Genomic DNA, 16720 nt, shown 5'->3' on the forward strand with positions numbered 1-16720 from the left:
CTGTTTAAAAGAGTTTAGCTGGAAAATATTCACAGTAGTTTTGCTGGAAACATTGCCCAAGGGGAACAATCCAACATCAAATTAAAACAAACTTCATACAACCAAGTTTATACTATTTTTTGGTGTCTTTGAAGAATAGAGATAATTCCTCATCTATCTTATGTGTAACCCTACGCCTTAGTCCAAGAAACTTTATCAAGTTCCAGGGCTCTATTTTCATAATAGGGGCCTTGTAGATGTCAAGCCTATAACCAACTAAAAAGGGCTTAAAACGTTTATAGTCTTTTATTGCATAAGCTATAACTTCATAGAATTTGTCCTTCGACCTAAAAGCTCTGGGAAAAGCGTCTCGGAACGCAAAAATTGGAATAACTGACTTGTATCGACTATTGGTGATCTCGTTCAACAACAAGGTGTTTCTCAGAGATAGGTATGCTCTTAGGGAGCTTGCCCTGCCGAAAGATAGGCTTGCTTTATGGATGCCCACTTTTACTGGGTAAACTCTGCAATTCCATCCATGATTCCACATTTGTAAACCAAGCACATTGTCATCAAAGTACCCAAAGCCAAAGTCAAAGAAAATCTTTTCCATACCATGCCATACATCGAGAAGAGAACTTACCCTATAAATAGAATAAGCTCCACTTGTATACGTTACAGCAAGCGGCCTATTAATCATTCCAGGAGATTTGTACCTGTAAAGTGGATGGGAAGCCAAAACCTCATCCATAATTACGCCGGCTGAATCTACCGTGTTGTCTGAGCTTAAAATTATTCCCTGAGCAGCTCCCACAGCTCTCTCGTTTTCGATAAACTCTACCAACTCCCGTAAACTATCCTTGTAAACTATCGCATCGTTATTTATCAGAACAACATATTTAGCTTCTTTATCCCGAGCCCTGAAGCCTACATTGTTCCCACCAGTAAACCCCAGGTTTCGCGCTAAACCTATGAATTTGAACCTATACTTCTCGGCAATCTCACGTACGTACTCACGGCTCGCATCGTTGGAACCATTATCAACCACTATAACCTCGTAGCTCGGATAATCTAGCTCTGTAAGTGCCAGAAGAGACTCCTTTGCAATCTCTAAAAACCTTCCAGAATTATAGTTCACCCATATTAAGGATACCCGCGGATACCCCATACATTCCCTGAATTACTGGAACGATCCTAAATATTTAAGCTTGGTTGATTTATTTTTATTAAAGATAGAAACAAAACATTGAGAAATTATCTCCAATAAAGCGAGGGCTTTGCAGTACCTTAAGGCTGGTAGACGTATACTGCAATGTCATGGAATGTTTTTATAAGCTTGTACTGTGGAGGTGGCGAGGACATATTATACCACGTTGTATTTGTCCACCATATGGTATAGACAGTGGTGTTTTGTTTTTCTGCCAAGGCTACTAGTAGTTGCGAGATGTTCTGCCTTATTGGAGAAGAAAGCTTCTGCTCGTTAATCCTGACGAGCCTCGTGTTTTTTGCATATATTTGGGCCCAGTTATGGAAGGCCTCGTGGAGCACGAGGGTCTTATTCCCGGGGAGAGAGTCTACCCATTTAATGGCCTCAATGGTTGGGGGTATGTCTCTCAGGGGGATACAAGACTGGAGCATGGATGTCTGCATGAACTGTTTATACATGTTCCAGTCTCCAAAATACTTGTTAAACTGTCCCTCGGGAGGCAGGACAAGGTAAGTAGCCGTAAACACGACATTCAGCACGAGGGTTGCAACTGCTAGCCTCCTAGCAGTCTCACGGCTCAAGGGAGCCTCACCCTTCACGAGCCTCTCGAAGCCCCCAGCCGCCAAAAATGCTACTGGGTAGACGAGGAGGATAGTCCACCTAAACCACAGAATGTCGAGGATTCCTATGCTAAGGAGGGGCAAGTAGGTCAACAGGAGGCAGACAATGGCAAAGTCCCTGAGCTGTGGCTTGCCCAACTCACCTATCCCGAAGACTATTAGGGGTGCGAGCGGAAGATAGAGGTACAAGACAAAGCCAGTTATGTATAGAAAGAGGTGAAGAGGGGTTGGCGAAGCTACCTGCAAAACTGGGACCTGCAGTGCGCCCGTGGAGGGGCTGTATATTTGGTACAGGAAAAGCAGGCCTGCCGGCACGGCTGTTAGGGCTTCCTCTATAATTTTGTATGGGTGCCTTTTTCCCAACGACTGTATAGCCTTGTGTGATAGAAGTATCACAGTTATGAATTCGTGGCTCCACGCCGTGAGGAACGACAAGACCGCCTGGCCAAGCCTGTTCGTCTTCGTCTGGGGCCTTGTCTCGAGGTAAAATATCAGGAAGAGGAAGATCGTTCCGAGCATCTGCCTATACATCTCCCAGGAAATCCTGAGCCCAACAAAATATGTGGTGGCAAGCAGGGAGGCGAGAAGAGATGTTCCCGGCTTATAGCCGGCGGCCCTACCATACAAATAAATAGTAAAACCCACGAGGCCAGTTAGCAATGGTCCCAATAACTTTGCAGGGAGAAGGGGGTCTTCCAGAGCCTTATATAGCAACGTGTAGATGATATAGAGCAAGCTTGTTGTCTTAAACACTTGTAGAACAGGCATCCTGACAAATGTTCCTCTAACCGCGTAGCCAGCATAGACAATGGTATCGAACCCAATTGGATAAGGCCAGGACAATACTTCTGGAATCGCTCTCACAAACATGGGAACGAAAAACGCGAGCACCCTTGCCTTATCTTCACCGAGACGCATAATTGTCACCACATGGCATTATGCCTCTATTTTTCCTATCTCGGGAACAACTATCTCTGGGTCGACCACGTCAACGTCTCCCCGCACAGTTATGCTCCAGCTACCTAGTTCTATTTTCCCGTCACTCGAGTAAGCCTTTACTGTTATGTTTCCTGGCGGAATGTTTTTGAGAACCGCTAGCCCGCTACTATTGGTTTTTGCATAGGACAAGAATTGGTCGTCAACAAAAGCCCTAAGAATGATGCCCTCAGCGGGTGTCCCCTTGGTAGTCTTGGCATCTATGAGAACCTTGTATAGTTTGAGCTTAAGTGTGAGCTCCGTGTCTGAGGAGATTGTTATAGTTGTTGGGTCGGCCACCTGTACTCTCCCTAGAAACGCATACAACATATAGGTGCCGTTGAGATGTCGAAATGTCAGTGTCCCGTCTCGGGCCGTGAGTCCCTTGAAGTCTCCTAGAACTATGGTTACGTTCGACGCGGGCTCTCCACAGGCATTGAGAGCTTTTATCTTCAATGTATATCCTGGAGGTTTCACGATAACAGTCAAAGTCCTGTTTACGGGCTTGGCAAGTGGGGAAGTGGCAAGGATGATTACTTGATAAGAGCCTGGCCTAATCATGTTGTAAACTGTAATTGTAAGATTTGTTTTTAGAGGGGTTTTCCCAGAAGAGTTTTGTAAGGATAATGTGAGACCTTCTATCCCAGACGAGACGTTTAGATGCACGGGTAGCGAGAGCGAATGGTTAACAAGGACAGGTAGAGTCACAGATTCGCCTGGAAAAGTCTCTAAGGTCTCCTGTACAACGAGTGAAGGCGGCTTAGCCTTTTGTAGTGCGTACCTGGCGGCGTTAATAATTAGGCTATTCGTTTTATCAGTCATAATGTAGATTATGTTACCGTTCTCGTCAACACCCTCATAGAAGCCATTTGGTGTCTTTGCTTTCATGACATAGTTTAAAAGTAGTGACGTATACTCATTTTCCCATATTGCATGCATGCCTATGGCCGCCTTGGTAAATACAACAGGAGTCAAGCTGGTGTGCCCCATAGAAGGACTCCATAAAGTAAAGGTTTTCCCAGTGTAAATGTCGACTATCCACTCGTATATGTAGTAGGGTGGTACTGCAAGGTTTCCTTCAGTAAACGCTGTCAGCTTCCCCGTTGCCTTGTACCTGTTAAATTGTGCCTGGAGTGTCAGGTTCGCCCAGTAAAAGAAATCCTCAGGCAAGCTTAGCTCAAAGATCGAGTAGAGTATTGGCTCCATCGTTATCTCTACAAAGGGAAGCTTTACCCCGTAAGCGTCAACCACCTGTTTAGACCTAAGTGTTGAAAGCACGTTCAGAGCATCGTTGACTTGCCTGGTTCTCGCACCCCACAAGTAGTAGCCGTAAGCATAGTAATAAGAGTAAAAACCGTTATTAGGAACCCCACCAGCAAACTTTAACATACCATTCCTCTCCACGACATAGTCGATATAGTTTGAAAACTCCGGTCTGTGTTGCTTCAGCCGGTAAAGAGCTATAAGAAGACGTCCCGCGTCGCTGGGGTTCGATGGGCTAGTTGTCCCTGGCTCACCCGTGTCTGCATCATAAACACCGTAGGGGACCCCGCTTGGGTGTAGGGGGCGAGTAGCAAGGAAATTCAGCACTTTCCTTATTCTAGCATCACTACCCATTGTTCCTTCTTTATCCACTAAGCCGAGAGCCTCGGCATCAACAATCGCAGAAATATAGCATCCAAGATCCCAGTCAGTCAAATAGTGCCACGATATAGAGGCATAATTTAAGCCTAGACTGCTAAGACCAACCCCGGGCTGAAAGTAGTTCCAAGCAGACCTAGCAAGCTCAAGCCAGTCCACCAGTGGCTCAGCCTTAACTTCCACGGCTACATGATGCGTCACAGTCGACGTCTGTGTGTAAACAACTAGCAACAAGACCAGCATTGCCGCAATCATCTTCTCAGTAGGGCCGCGTGCCATACACCAAGCCACATTTTCCAAAAACTATAACATTTATAACTTTACTTGGGAGTCCTCTCCCACTTGGCAGGCCTCCTGAACAATACCCCGAGAAAAGCCCAAAGAGCAACACTCATCATTGTCAACCAATACGCATACACAATGGGTATCCATGCGATGTTTGTCAAGCGGCGAGGCTTCTCGCCAAACGACAAGGCCGATCCCACTGTGAGAACAGTGAAGAAATTCAAAGAGGTAACAATATACGCTGATATATCACCGTTAAGTTTCGGGAGGCCGAGCGTCGTTATGAGAAGCCACCACATGATTGTTAAAAAGCTTAGAACGAGAAGAAGTGGTCCAGCCATAACTACTTCTGCGTCCAAGCGCCTCCTATCTGGCCCAATTATCCTCCAGTTCCTAAAAAACGACTCAAGGTAGCCCCTATACCACCTCCTACGCTGCACGACAAGCGCCCCAAGCGTTTTAGGCGTCTCCCACTTGCCCCTCACATCCTCGGCGTATACAACCCTGTAGCCCTTTTTCAATAGGCTCAGGGACAGGTCAAGGTCTTCCGCTAGGGTATTAGGAAAACCGCCAATCTCTTGAAGAGCCCTGCGCGAGACAAAATAACAGCTTCCGCTAAGCGGCGTAAAGAGGCCAAGCCGGGCCCTGCCGAGGAGAAGAACCCTGTTCCAGAGCTTCTCTTCCTTTGAAGCTATCCTCGTCCAGATAGACTCTTTCTCATTCAAGGGGTCGATGACCCCCTGTACTGCCCCTACTGTTGGGTCAGAGAAGTACTTTACAGCGTTCCTAAAGGCGTCTGGTTCAAGCACGTTGTCTGCGTCCAGCACAGCCACCAGCTCTCCTGAAACATGCCTTAATCCACGGTTGAGCGCTGAGGGCTTCCCGTTTGGCGTATCCTCCCTTATGTATTTGACGTCCAAAGGGAAGCCTTGAATGCTGGCTTTTATTTTTTCAGAGACGTCATCGCTGGAGCCATCTACGACGACAACCTCGATCTTGTCGCGTGGATAATCTTGAACAGCCACGGACCTTAGAGAACGCTCAGCAATACTCACATCGTTCTTGACGGGTATAATCACGCTGACCCTAGGCAAATAATTGTCTCCGGGCGGGTCGTCTTTGTCCCTCCTAGAAAACACCGCGGCAAGGACAATAGGAGTATGGTAAACAGTCCATAGAAGTATAAGGAAGAGTGTAAAGGTGCTCAGAGAAGACAATAGCACATACAGTAACCTGGCAATCCCTAGCAGGCAAGCGGTGTCGAGCATAGTGTTACCACCAGAGAAAAAACATTGAACATGTCTGACGTGTCACTGCATCCCTGCATCCCTACACGCCTCGCCCTAAATTACGCGAATAAACCTACGTAAACAAATATTTACTTTTCGCAAAATATTTTCCCTTACATACACCCAGCACTGTTACTTTTAAGACTAAGAGATTCATTGCCTGAGCTTCTTCTTTAAGCGAATGTAATAGGTTTCCTTAAGAGATTCTTCCTCGTCGAGAACCCTTATATAGTTTTCAGAGACCCACCTCTTAAACCTTTCATTGTCAGAAACATATATAGGAACATAGTCCCTAATAACCTTGTAGAGCAACTCGTTAGGGGCAACCTGCAGGTCAACAATGTCAACCCTGTCGGCTGGAACTCCTAGCAAGTCAGCCATCTCTAGGGCCATTTCTTCCAGCTCTCTCAGTTCCAGCGGTTTTTCCGCTAGGACAGCAATATCATAGTCGCTGTCAGGCCTATAGTCGCCCCGAGCCCTACTGCCAAAAAGCAGAACAGCAATTATCCCCGGATACTGCTTAAAAACTGCTATCATATCACTCGACGCATTCTCATGAGGCGGATCAACCCCAAGCCTCTCAGCTAGCTTGATTATTGTCTCCAGCAGCGCTGGAGCTGTCCCAAAGACCCGGTTTCCAATCTCTACGAGTTCCTCCCTGGGAACCCTCCGATAGGCATGCGCAAGCAGATTCCCAGTCCTTGCCATCCTCGCCACCTCACAAGCAAACCATTCAGATACTAAGCCCTTTTCAGCCAAAGGCTTCGCCAGCTCCGCGTAGGAACCCGGCTTCCTCAGCCCAGCCTCAGAAATCAGAGAAGCTAAAGCGTCAAGAACATTCTGATGCAGAGAATAAAGATACCATCTTAAAGCGGCCACCTCCAGATCACTGGAAACTCCAGAACCAACTAGCTCTTTCACCTTGTTAAGGCTCTCCCAGGCCTGCGACACCAAGCTCCTAATCTCCACACATAGCTCTTTGCGAATACAAGAAATAAAATTTGCCCAAAGCAACATATCCTCAATTTGTCAACATAAGAAAACAATACCCAACTCCAATCTCATCCAGCAAACAAGGCTGTTTAAGCTAGACAAAACAGCGTTAGAAGAGCCTATCCGCACTCCCTTAGCCTGTCCGACACAGCACTTGGCAGTTTCTCTGGTAGAGACCCCACAATGATGAGAAAGGTCCACTCCTTAAGCCTGAACCTGTATTCCTCTGGAACCTTGCCCTCCACAGCCTTATCCATGTAGCCGTGGAAAGCCTTATCGCTTGGGAGCTTTATCATACCCTTAAGTAATGCGTTAAATATAGTCAAGTAAAAGCCAAGCCAGAAACTCTCACTAAGAGTAAGCTCTGGAAGGCAATAAACCACAAAGACTTGCCACTTCCTCGAGTATACAAGTGGCGTGTGAACCCCCAAGGCAAAAGTCATCAAAGGTTTGTCCCTAACAACTGGCTCGGTCCAGAGGACAAGCCCTTTCCAATGGTAACGGGAACACAGAAAGCCGTCAAGCAAGGTGACAGGCTCATAGTCGAAGGGCTTGTATAGGTCAAGTCTCCAGTAAAAATAGTGTATCTCCCTATCGCCCGTTTTCTCGATGAAAACCTTCTCGGGCTCCTTATCTATTAGGACTATTTCCCTGCCTAAACGAGTAGACCGGCTTCCCATCGATATACCCTACAACCACCAGATCCTTGGGACGTATAATTTCTACCCCCCTCTCAGCAAGCGCGCCTAGATCCCGCAAAGCATTTGCGACACTCAGAGCCTCGGCCAGAACACTCCCAGCGTCGTCGCCAGCCGAAAACCTATAGACAGCCTCCTTGACGTATTCCCTGATCAAAAGCAAGCCGTCACTCTCCAAGCTTCCTTTAGCAGGGCCGCCAGACCCCAAAGCCTGCTGAGACCCCGTTTCAAGCATTCTCTCCAACCTACCCACGAGACCCAGGATTTCCAAGAGCTTGTCAGCATTAAGGCTACCCATACTGCTACACGTGTCCTCCAGCAACTTTATGAGCTCTTCGAGGCCCTCCCTCCAACTACCCAAGCCCGAAGACAACTTCTCCCCACTTTCTGAACGACTACGCGATATTCTCCTCGATTTCTGCCTGACACTCATCCTATATTAAATAGAAATAACAAGTATATAAAGCAGTACCAGCCTCCCTTAGACCTCTTTTCAGCTTATAAAGAAAAGGCAGAAATAAGCGGGGGCTTGGATATTTTTCCTTTATATATAAGAGCCTAATATTATGTTTACATCTATAGCGCGCGCTAAGCTCCTGTAGAAAGTCTTTCCAAAAACCTTGATGAAAATCAATAGAGTTTTTTCTAATTTTTTTCTCAGCGGCTTCTAACCTCACCGTGTCTGTTTCAAGAAGCTTTAAAAGCAGGGATGCCGAGTTTTTGGTTCTCTGCATCACTATCACAGCTTAATTTATTTTTCTATTTGGTTTAACATAAACGAGTAAATATATTTAAATATTTACTCAACGTTCTTTCAATCCTATTCTGGCAAAAATTGTTTTATTTTAATAAAGAATTTGTAAACCAATTTTTATGTTATCGTTCAAATATCACTCTTTTTACCTTAATTCTTTCTCTTATACTAAGAATAGATACACCGGCCTCTACGTACCCTTCAATTTCGAAAAAGACTGAATTTCACGACGGAACTATCAACGGGAAACTTACACCAAAAATTCCCCACATATTACTATGAACCTTTTCCTGCCATGACAGATTTTTCAAGCGATTTCTTCACCTTCTCTATCAGTGGCTCCGCAAGCGCCTCTACAATGTTCTCGGAGGCGTTCCAAATCTCTATACCCACAATGTTCCCCTCCTCATCGAGATCCACAAAGATATCATCGTTCAATGGCTGTGTCTCGCGTGCCTTCTTGCCCGGGGCGACATCGATATAAAGTATATCGTGTCTTTTGTCGTACCTCACCCTCATTGAATCTTTACCCAGAATCCTTTGCTAAGCTTGCTCCTAATAAGTTTAACTAACTTGGATGATTTAAATGCTGTAACCACTCTGAATTTTTCATTTGTCACCTCATAAACAACAATAAGTGCTAGGTCGTCTTTCTTAATAGCCACCATGCAACCTGAACGCCTATCCCAGAAGAGTTCATCTGGAGCTAGAATAGCATTAAGTATTGACTCTGCATCAAGCTCCCTTTTAACGATAGCTTCCCTTGCGTGTTTAGTGAAGACAAGCTTTTTCTTAATCATGCCAATATGATCCCCTAGGTATTTTCTCTAATTCAAATTTTCTCAAGTATGTCCCTAAGGTTGTTTTCGGGTCTTTCCCCATAGTATCCTCTTTTCCTCCTTAAGAACTCTTTCCCTAAGAAGTGGGTGCAGGGAACCATACGTAACAATGTCCACTCTCCTGCCGAGAACATCCTCTAGCTCAACCTTTAAGCCAGCCAAGTCCAGCAAGCTCCTACCCTCCTCAAATTCAACAATAATATCCAAGTCGCTATCCTCCCTAGCCTCCCCACGAGCAAAAGACCCAAAAACAGCCGCTCTCCTCACACCATAGCGCCGCAATACTGGGACAATAATAGCCGCGCGCGCGCTAAGCCAGAGCCTCGATATCTCCCTATCATCCATCTCACTGCTAAGCTTCGAGACATACCGATGCAACTCCCCATGACTCCTAAGCTCTCTCCCTTCCTTAGCGGCTAGCGCCTTAACAATCTGAGCTGCTGCACCCCAAGCCCTCTCAGATGCCTGCATATAGTCACCCCTAGCCAGGAATTCCTCTGCCTCCCTCAAATATTTCTCAGAGAGCTTCAAATGCAACTCACAACTTGTATCGGGATCAAGACTCTCCCCAAGAGCCTCTGACAAGAGCTTCACAACAAGCTCATCCTCTGACACACCCCTCTTCTCAGACTCCTTCCTTATCCTTTCTTCAAGCCTCCTAGGCAAATCAATGAAAAAAACCCATAGTATATGTTCCTGCTGAGCCCAATATAAGTGTTAAGCATCAAGTTAGCGCGAGCGCGCGCTAATAATTCAAAAGCTGTCTCAGCTTCTCGATAAACCTTTTTACGTCCCTAATGTTCCCTTCAACCATTTCTTGTGGAAGCCAGTTCTCGTAGAAGTTCTGGTGAAGCATCCCGGCGGACTGCCAAAGCCTTCTCAGCTCCTCGTCTCCCGTCTCCTTGACGATCCTCGCAACCTCCCGTTGCAGTTCACCGTGGCTCCTGATCGTTCTCCCCTCCCTTGCCGCCACGGCTTTAACCATTTGGGCCGCGGCTCCCCATGCCTTTTCGGACGCCTGTAAATAGTCTCCTTTCCTCAGAAGCTCCTCCGCCTCCATGAGCTCCTTTTCTGACAACCTCAAATGCATCTCGACTTCTGATGCTGGGTCGATATGCTCACCAAACCTCTCCGACAAAACCTCAACTAAAAGCTCCTCCTCTGACGCTCCCACCCTCTCGGACTCCCTTTTTCAGCCTTTCAGCAATACGTTTAGGCAAAAACAGCTCCAACGAAACTACATTTTCCACAGTTATAGAAATATCACTCTAACTTATAAAGCTTCAAACAAATAAATCCCTAGGTACCACGACTACCTCCTGACGAAAAACTTAACCTAGGAAAAACCCAAAAAAAGGGACCACTAGAATCAACTTTGTAAAGAGAAGGGAAACCCGAAGGAGTCCTACTTTTCGTCCCCAACTGAGCCACTTAATTCTGATCTAAAAACAGCGCTTGAACCCATTCCAGTAACTCGCATATCCAACTTAGGGTTAAAGCTATAAGTCAGCCCCAGCAACGAGTTGATGTAATATGGAAAAGGCAATAATCAAGGTACATAAAAGGGGTATCATTGTTATACCGAAGAGAATAAGAGAAATGCTTAGCATCGATGAAGGAACCCTCCTAGAACTAAGGGTCGAAAACGGCAAAATCCTGCTGGAGCCATTTGACCTCTGGGGAAGAGTATGGAAGTGCTGTCAGGGCAGTGCCGAAGAAGCAGAGGAAGAACTGGATAGAGAAGAGGAAAAGTTTTGGGCCAAGAGAGAGTAAAGTCATTCTCAATGAATACATAGCAATCAAAAAAACGCTTCGGGACTGGGTAAAGTCTATCTTAAAGTCATGTGGGAAGGACTGCTCGAAGAATATCTTCCAGCGGGAATAAACAGCGCTAGAATCTTACCAGCTTCTTGAGCTCCCAAACTAACTGCTTCACGTCCTCCGCGTACTCTCTTACAACGTCCCCACTCAGCCAATTCTCATAGAAATTCTGGTGCAACGTGCTAGCCACAGAGAAGAGCCTCCTGAGCTCGGGGCTCCCCAGCTCTTCGCCCAGCCTCCTAACATAGCTAAATAGCTCGCCATGAGAAGAGACCGAGACACTCCTACTAGCCGCAAGAGCCTTAACCATAAGCGCCGCCGAGCCCCAAAGCTTCTCAGAAGCCTGAACACAGTCCCCCTTAGCTAACAGCTCCTCTCCGTCCTTGAGATACTTCTCAGAGAGCCTTAAATATAGTTCTGCCCTCTCGGCAGGATCCATCCCTTCATTCATTCCCTTGAATGCATCCAAGGCGAGCCCCTCAATACTGATCTCCATCTTCACAGACACTTCCCCAAGCTTTTTCTTAATCTCCCTGGACAAAACAAGCTCCAGCTCCAATACCACCACCCTTTCGTTATAAAGCTTGTCGACCTAGTATTATCCAAGAGTTTCACAGTACTTACATGCTAGTGTGTCAAACACGTACAAAACCGCGCGCTATAATGAGAACCGTTCTGTGAACTATGGTTTGTTTTTTGTTGTTTCTTGGAGCAACCACTTCCATAGAGGAACTATTGTTACCCTGCGGTTCCCAACCTTTTCTTCTCCCTCTGCATCCCATGTAATTATCGTGGCCTCGTTGACCCCCAGCTCCCTCGCGGCTTCAGCAACCTTTCCGACATGTTTCTCCCAGTCCTCTAGAGCAACCTCGACAATCATTTTTTCCTTTTTCGTTACGAAGTCAACCTCCTTGCCGCTCCTCGTTACATAGTAGTACGGCTCGTATCCCCTCCTCACGAGCTCCAGGAAGACAAGGTTCTCAGCCCTCCTACCCTTGTCCATTGGCTTCTCTAGGAGCGTGGCTATGCCCGGATCCACGAGGTATATCTTTTTAGGCGCCGCCAAGGCCTCCCTATCAGAATACGTGAACCTCTTGACGAGAAAAACCAGGTAGGCCTGCCTCATGTACTCCACATAGCTCATAACAGTCTTCACATCAATATTGACCCCGGAAGACTTCAAAGCCCTGCGAATCGAGTGCCACGTCACAGGACACGAATAGCTAGAGATAACGAGACGTGCAACCTCCAAGAAAACAGCGGTATCCCTTACCCTATGCCTCTCCATCACATCCCTATAGAACATCGTCTCCAGCAGGGAGACAAGCTTCTCCCTACTCCTATAAATCCAAACCTCAGGAAAGCCTCCCCACGTCATGTAATCGTTGAGCAGTGCCCTAATAGCACCCCTCTCCCTAAAAGTTACAACGTCAACTTTCTCCTGTCGAGAAACCTCCCGAAACGAAAAAGGGAGAAGAAGAACAGAAACATAACGCCCCCTAAGCCTGCTCGGAATCTCAGAAGACTGAAGAACAGACGAAGACCCAGTAACATACAAAAAGAAATCCTTCACGTCATGTAGCCAGCGAAGCTTGCTGTCCCAGCCCTCCCACTCCTGAACCTCGTCAAGAAACAAGTAGACCTCGCCACTAGGATACTCCTCTCTAGCCATCTCGGCAAGCTTCCTAGCATCAATCCCTCGAAACTGAAACTCGTCAAACGAAACGTAGAGGGCCTGCTTCCCAGAGTCCAGCAAGTCCTTAGCATGCCTCAACATCAAAAACGTCTTTCCAGCCCTCCTCGGCCCAACAAGCGCAACAATATCCCTACCAACGGGAAGCTCCACGTCCCTCGGAACCTCCTTCACATACCTAAGCGCCCCCAGGTACTCCTCAGTTATCTCTCTAAGGAAACCCATGTGGAATATAAATCCACAAGCCCTTATAAAACTTGTGGAATCACAGTCAACAGCCCTAAGATAAAGATTAACAAAAACAGGCTTAAATCACATAACGCCGTCACAGCTACATAGACCCGAACCCAAATACACTGTCTTATTGTCCAAGCAGGCCACGCTCTCTCTCATCCCTCGTCTCCCTAACAAACAGGCTCACTGGACCCTTAGGCTCCACAGGATCAAAGCCTAGCTCGTAGCTATCTGAGCCGGCCAGCGCGCCAAGAGCCTCGTCAACATAGTCCCCGAGCTCCTCCCGTATCAGCTCCTCCAAAAGCCTACTAGCCCCCGCATCTCTCTCCTCAGCGTACTTCTTAAACCTCTCCCAAAGCTCCACATCAACATACACACTAATCTTCCTCCGCACACGCATAATTACTTGGAGAAAGCAAATAAATATCTCGGTAAACTCTTTTAAAATCCGAAACTCGCACCATGTGAGCCTATGTGTTCATCATGCAACACTACTACAGACAACCCTCAGATTATAAAGGCTAATTTCTCTTTACTAACAAACTCCACAAGGACTTGGCCTAAAGGGTACTTCTTCCTAATCCTCTTCATCAGAGAGCCAATATCCTTCTCATGGTCTACAACCCTTTGCTGGTATATGGCAACAAATTCTCCATCAAACCTTTCGGCAAGCTCTTCATAGTGCTCCATAAACCATGACCAGTTCTTATCATACTCATCAAACAATACCAGTATTTCAGACAAATTTTACTCCCCTTATTTAAAAACTTCTCAGCCTTTTAAAAAGTCTTACTAGCCGTACCTAGTGTCTTACTTACAGGCGGCGCGCGACGCTAACACATGCATGCATTCATTGATTTCAACAAGCAGAGCAATATTCCTATTGCCAAAATATAACTCAAAGGTTTTTATTAGAGGAAACATCAAAATTTGTAGAGCGTAAAAATGGCTGTCAATGGTAGAACGATTAAAGAACAAGAGAGTTTTACTCATCCTAGAGAAGCTGGAGATAACGCTAAGAAAAACATGGCGAGCAAGGAGAACAATACAACATCTCCGAAAACTGGAACCAGAAAATATCTAGAGCTCTTCGAAAAGTATCTCGCTGAAGCCGAGGACCTCTACAAGAAGGGCTACCTCCCACAGTCAGGAGAAAAATACTGGGAAGCCACAGCAGCCCTCTTCAACGCCATCGCCGAGAAGAGAAAATGGCCGCATTACAGCCATTATGACTACACAGATATTGTTGAAAAGCTCTCCGAACACCTAAAAGAGCCCCTCGGGCCACTCTTCGCAAACACAGAACGCCTCCACGCAAACTACTACCGCAACTTCCTATCCCCACTCAACTTCGAAGCACACAGACAGCAAACCCTCAAACTCATAGGAAAACTGAGAACACTACTCACACAGGAACAAGAAGCCCCACAATAACAATAGCGGGTCCCCAGCTAACCAGCCCCTGAGCAAGTATAACTTTCCTTCCATAAGCTTCCCCATAACCGGATCCACTTCGAAACTCAGGATCTCGAGGGCCGTCAAACCCATCAACACAACATCTAGCACGTCATAAACAAGCACATGGGTATGAAACTGCCTATCTATAACTTCCACAACCCCCACATATTCATTAAGCTCCGCAGAACACCCGCGGTCAAAAAACAGCCTCTTCCCAATCACGGGAAGCACAAGTTCCTCCGACAACGCGGCAGGGCGGGCTCCCTAAGCGCTTTTGTGAAGAACCCAGAAACGTCGCAGACCAAGATCCATACCAAGATGACAAAAAGTTAAAAAAGTAGCACTAAGAGCTACTCCCTCAGATGAGACCCAAGACCCACGTGAAGGTCACACGTAAAGGCCAAGTGACCATCCCCCTGCCAATCCGCAAAGCCCTAGGAATAAAAGCGGGCGACATCCTGGCTGTCTGGGAAGAAGACGGCAAAGTAATTCTTGAGAAAATCGATCTCCCAGAACCCGGTCAGCTGGTAGGCCGAGAAGCCTACGAGGAGCTCATAAGGGAGCTGGAGAGAGCAAGGGAAGCTTGGCGCTGATACTAGATCGCAATGGCTCGGCTAGGTAAAATTTAACAATAAAATAGCCTATTACATTTATTCAATGTCAGACAAACGCTATGTTGACGACGAGAAAGGGGAGAGAAAAGCTGTCTTCCTGTCGATTGAAGAGCATGAGAAGCTAATTGAGGATTTACATGACCTAGCTGTCATTGCTGAGCGGAAAGATGAACAAAGGGTTCCTCTGGATGAGATCATAGAGAACCTGAAGAAGCAGGGTATCTTGCCAAGCTCTCTATAGCAAGCCCATACACAAAGGGAGTCTACTAGACAACAATCTCGACCAGCTCCTTCTCTTCTTTTAGTTTCTCTGCCTCCTCGGGAAAAGCCTCAAGATAGCCCCTGATAGCCTCCTTTATGTTTTCAAGTGCCTCCTCCCTAGTCTCACCCTCACCAATACATCCAGGCAACTCCAAACACTGAGCAGAATACCCGCCCTCCTCCTCCCTCCTCAAGATAATTACAAACTTCATCTCTCTAGCCACGAAAAAATTCCACATGCAATTACTTAATTGTTTTATGCTTGTCTAAGAGTGCTCATAAACCAAGATAATAAGCCATGGGAAAATATGAAGACTGTTCAAATCCCTTGTCTACCAAATGCACACTAATAAAAAAGGAAAACATAAGAACCAACAAAGAAAAGAGCCCCGACAAGATGGCCTTCTTGGACTACACTCTTCTTGGAAAGAACTCAACGTCCTCCACTCGAATTCATAAGTTTATCCTCTATATAATCTTCATTCGCATTCTAACAAAAAAATTTTCTAACTTGCAGTTAAACTTAAAAGTTTGATGAACAGATAATATTATGAGGTAGATATGCAGAGGGAGGTAATTAAGGTACATAAAAAGGGGATCATAGTTATACCGAAGATAATCAGGGAGGCACTCAACATCGAGGAGGGGACCCTGCTAGAACTAAGGGTCGAAAACGGCAAAATCCTCCTTGAGCCTCTCGACCTCTGGCAGAAGGTGTGGAAATGTTGTCAGGGCAGTGCCGAGGAGGCAGAGAGAGAACTCGATAAAGAGGAGGAAGAGTTTTGGAAGAAGAGAAGGTAAAAACAGTCATAGTGGATACCTACGCAATTCTGGCAATGGCTTATGGAGAGCTTGGGGTAAACGCTGAAAAAGTCTTACTTCAAATCAGGAGAGGAGAAGTTGTAGGTTACATCCCTTCAACAGTTGCCTACGAGTTATCCGTCCACTGGCTAAGAGGGAAGATCCCAAGCCTAAAAAGCCTAGAAGAGCTCAAAACTTTCGTCACAAGATACTTCAGAACAGTGGAGCTGACACTAGACGACTACATTGAATCAGCCAAAATAAAAATTGAAGGCGATAAAATGCTTAGAGATAGCCTTGAACTAAAAAACAGGTCTTTAAGCATAGTAGATTCGACAATAATACGGCTGGCACTAGAACTTGCCGCGCCTATTGTAACGGGAGACAAAGATTTGTCACATGTTGCCAAGAAGAAAGGAATAAAGATCATTTGGTGATTACACAGAGCCTTGGCACATATTCTCCAACATCTACAGCTCCTTAAATTTTCATATAGCAAACCACATGGAAGACTATTCAAGTAACCCTGCCATAGGTTCAACGTATACACATACATTT

24 protein-coding genes are annotated in these 16720 nt (G+C 46.2%); 6 read left to right on the plus strand and 18 right to left on the minus strand.

The features are described from left to right. Window positions 1–112: 112 nt before the first annotated feature. The 12 genes from QXT17_RS02755 to QXT17_RS02815 all read right to left on the minus strand — a co-directional run bounded on the left by QXT17_RS02755 (window position 113) and on the right by QXT17_RS02815 (window position 10454). Complete coding sequence (locus tag QXT17_RS02755; protein ID WP_342783311.1) at window positions 113–1147, minus strand: glycosyltransferase family 2 protein; 1035 nt, start codon at window positions 1145–1147, stop codon at window positions 113–115. Window positions 1148–1266: 119 nt separating this feature from the next. Next, window positions 1267–2724, minus strand: coding sequence for a hypothetical protein (locus QXT17_RS02760; RefSeq protein ID WP_148682161.1), 1458 nt, complete (start codon window positions 2722–2724; stop codon window positions 1267–1269). A gap of 18 nt (window positions 2725–2742) precedes the next feature. Continuing rightward, window positions 2743–4701, minus strand: coding sequence for a DUF3131 domain-containing protein (locus QXT17_RS02765; RefSeq protein WP_020963282.1), 1959 nt, complete (start codon window positions 4699–4701; stop codon window positions 2743–2745). 41 nt (window positions 4702–4742) lie between these two features. Beyond that, on the minus strand, window positions 4743–5975 hold the full coding sequence (locus tag QXT17_RS02770; RefSeq protein ID WP_020963281.1) for a glycosyltransferase family 2 protein: 1233 nt from the start codon (window positions 5973–5975) through the stop codon (window positions 4743–4745). Between the two features lie 174 nt (window positions 5976–6149). Further along, the gene (locus QXT17_RS02775) at window positions 6150–6965 is read right to left on the minus strand and encodes a type VII toxin-antitoxin system MntA family adenylyltransferase antitoxin (protein WP_020963280.1); all 816 of its coding nucleotides are present in this window, start codon (window positions 6963–6965) and stop codon (window positions 6150–6152) included. Window positions 6966–7108: 143 nt separating this feature from the next. After that, window positions 7109–7669, minus strand: a complete 561-nt coding sequence (locus tag QXT17_RS02780) for a hypothetical protein (RefSeq protein ID WP_020963279.1) — start codon at window positions 7667–7669, stop codon at window positions 7109–7111. Then, on the minus strand, window positions 7620–8120 hold the full coding sequence (locus tag QXT17_RS02785) for a hypothetical protein (RefSeq protein ID WP_052886706.1): 501 nt from the start codon (window positions 8118–8120) through the stop codon (window positions 7620–7622). Before QXT17_RS02785 ends, QXT17_RS02780 begins: the two co-directional genes overlap by 50 nt. Before the next feature lies 1 nt (window position 8121). Further along, the gene (locus QXT17_RS02790) at window positions 8122–8421 is read right to left on the minus strand and encodes a hypothetical protein (protein ID WP_342783312.1); all 300 of its coding nucleotides are present in this window, start codon (window positions 8419–8421) and stop codon (window positions 8122–8124) included. 296 nt (window positions 8422–8717) lie between these two features. After that, entirely contained in the window at window positions 8718–8960 is a 243-nt protein-coding gene (locus QXT17_RS02795; protein WP_020963276.1) for a DUF2283 domain-containing protein, read from the minus strand. Further along, a complete protein-coding gene (locus QXT17_RS02800; RefSeq protein ID WP_020963275.1) occupies window positions 8957–9241 on the minus strand; it encodes a DUF4258 domain-containing protein in 285 nt (94 codons plus the stop codon). Before QXT17_RS02800 ends, QXT17_RS02795 begins: the two co-directional genes overlap by 4 nt. 54 nt (window positions 9242–9295) lie before the next feature. Beyond that, window positions 9296–9946 (minus strand): PaREP1 family protein, encoded by a 651-nt coding sequence (locus tag QXT17_RS10035; RefSeq protein ID WP_405054593.1) that lies wholly within the window; start codon window positions 9944–9946, stop codon window positions 9296–9298. 79 nt (window positions 9947–10025) lie between these two features. Next, on the minus strand, window positions 10026–10454 hold the full coding sequence (locus QXT17_RS02815) for a PaREP1 family protein (protein ID WP_020963272.1): 429 nt from the start codon (window positions 10452–10454) through the stop codon (window positions 10026–10028). Window positions 10455–10813: 359 nt separating this feature from the next. On the opposite strand from QXT17_RS02815, the gene QXT17_RS02820 reads away from it, so the two are divergent. Further along, a complete protein-coding gene (locus QXT17_RS02820; protein ID WP_020963271.1) occupies window positions 10814–11053 on the plus strand; it encodes an AbrB/MazE/SpoVT family DNA-binding domain-containing protein in 240 nt (79 codons plus the stop codon). Window positions 11054–11171: 118 nt separating this feature from the next. Here the strand turns inward: QXT17_RS02820 and QXT17_RS02825 are convergent, their stop codons facing one another. The 4 genes from QXT17_RS02825 to QXT17_RS02840 all read right to left on the minus strand — a co-directional run bounded on the left by QXT17_RS02825 (window position 11172) and on the right by QXT17_RS02840 (window position 13772). After that, window positions 11172–11660 (minus strand): PaREP1 family protein, encoded by a 489-nt coding sequence (locus QXT17_RS02825; RefSeq protein WP_148682159.1) that lies wholly within the window; start codon window positions 11658–11660, stop codon window positions 11172–11174. 123 nt (window positions 11661–11783) lie between these two features. Then, window positions 11784–13019 (minus strand): ATP-binding protein, encoded by a 1236-nt coding sequence (locus QXT17_RS02830; protein ID WP_020963269.1) that lies wholly within the window; start codon window positions 13017–13019, stop codon window positions 11784–11786. A 136-nt stretch (window positions 13020–13155) separates the two neighbouring features. After that, window positions 13156–13422 carry a hypothetical protein gene (locus QXT17_RS02835; RefSeq protein ID WP_020963268.1) on the minus strand — a complete coding sequence of 89 codons (267 nt, stop codon included), beginning with the start codon at window positions 13420–13422 and terminating at the stop codon, window positions 13156–13158. Window positions 13423–13535: 113 nt separating this feature from the next. After that, on the minus strand, window positions 13536–13772 hold the full coding sequence (locus QXT17_RS02840; RefSeq protein ID WP_020963267.1) for a DUF5678 domain-containing protein: 237 nt from the start codon (window positions 13770–13772) through the stop codon (window positions 13536–13538). A 201-nt stretch (window positions 13773–13973) separates the two neighbouring features. Here QXT17_RS02840 and QXT17_RS02845 point away from each other — a divergent pair, with 201 nt between their 5' ends. After that, the gene (locus QXT17_RS02845) at window positions 13974–14462 is read left to right on the plus strand and encodes a PaREP1 family protein (RefSeq protein WP_342784293.1); all 489 of its coding nucleotides are present in this window, start codon (window positions 13974–13976) and stop codon (window positions 14460–14462) included. Here QXT17_RS02845 and QXT17_RS02850 read toward each other — a convergent pair. Next, window positions 14430–14732 carry a hypothetical protein gene (locus QXT17_RS02850; protein WP_342784292.1) on the minus strand — a complete coding sequence of 101 codons (303 nt, stop codon included), beginning with the start codon at window positions 14730–14732 and terminating at the stop codon, window positions 14430–14432. The genes QXT17_RS02845 and QXT17_RS02850 overlap by 33 nt on opposite strands. 116 nt (window positions 14733–14848) lie before the next feature. Between QXT17_RS02850 and QXT17_RS02855 the strand changes: the two genes are divergently transcribed. Next, window positions 14849–15079, plus strand: coding sequence for an AbrB/MazE/SpoVT family DNA-binding domain-containing protein (locus tag QXT17_RS02855; RefSeq protein WP_342783747.1), 231 nt, complete (start codon window positions 14849–14851; stop codon window positions 15077–15079). Window positions 15080–15143: 64 nt separating this feature from the next. Continuing rightward, a complete protein-coding gene (locus tag QXT17_RS02860; RefSeq protein ID WP_342783748.1) occupies window positions 15144–15341 on the plus strand; it encodes a hypothetical protein in 198 nt (65 codons plus the stop codon). Window positions 15342–15366: 25 nt separating this feature from the next. Here the strand turns inward: QXT17_RS02860 and QXT17_RS02865 are convergent, their stop codons facing one another. Then, a complete protein-coding gene (locus QXT17_RS02865) occupies window positions 15367–15585 on the minus strand; it encodes a type II toxin-antitoxin system HicB family antitoxin (RefSeq protein WP_342783749.1) in 219 nt (72 codons plus the stop codon). Between the two features lie 337 nt (window positions 15586–15922). Between QXT17_RS02865 and QXT17_RS02870 the strand changes: the two genes are divergently transcribed. Together QXT17_RS02870 and QXT17_RS02875 are read left to right on the plus strand one after the other, a co-directional pair. Further along, window positions 15923–16162, plus strand: coding sequence for an AbrB/MazE/SpoVT family DNA-binding domain-containing protein (locus QXT17_RS02870; protein ID WP_342783750.1), 240 nt, complete (start codon window positions 15923–15925; stop codon window positions 16160–16162). Then, window positions 16144–16599 (plus strand): PIN domain-containing protein, encoded by a 456-nt coding sequence (locus QXT17_RS02875; RefSeq protein ID WP_342783751.1) that lies wholly within the window; start codon window positions 16144–16146, stop codon window positions 16597–16599. Before QXT17_RS02870 ends, QXT17_RS02875 begins: the two co-directional genes overlap by 19 nt. The last annotated feature ends 121 nt before the right edge of the window (window positions 16600–16720 follow it).

Origin of the sequence: Thermofilum sp. (genome assembly GCF_038871435.1) — an archaeon.
Classification (GTDB): domain Archaea; phylum Thermoproteota; class Thermoprotei; order Thermofilales; family Thermofilaceae; genus Thermofilum; species Thermofilum adornatum.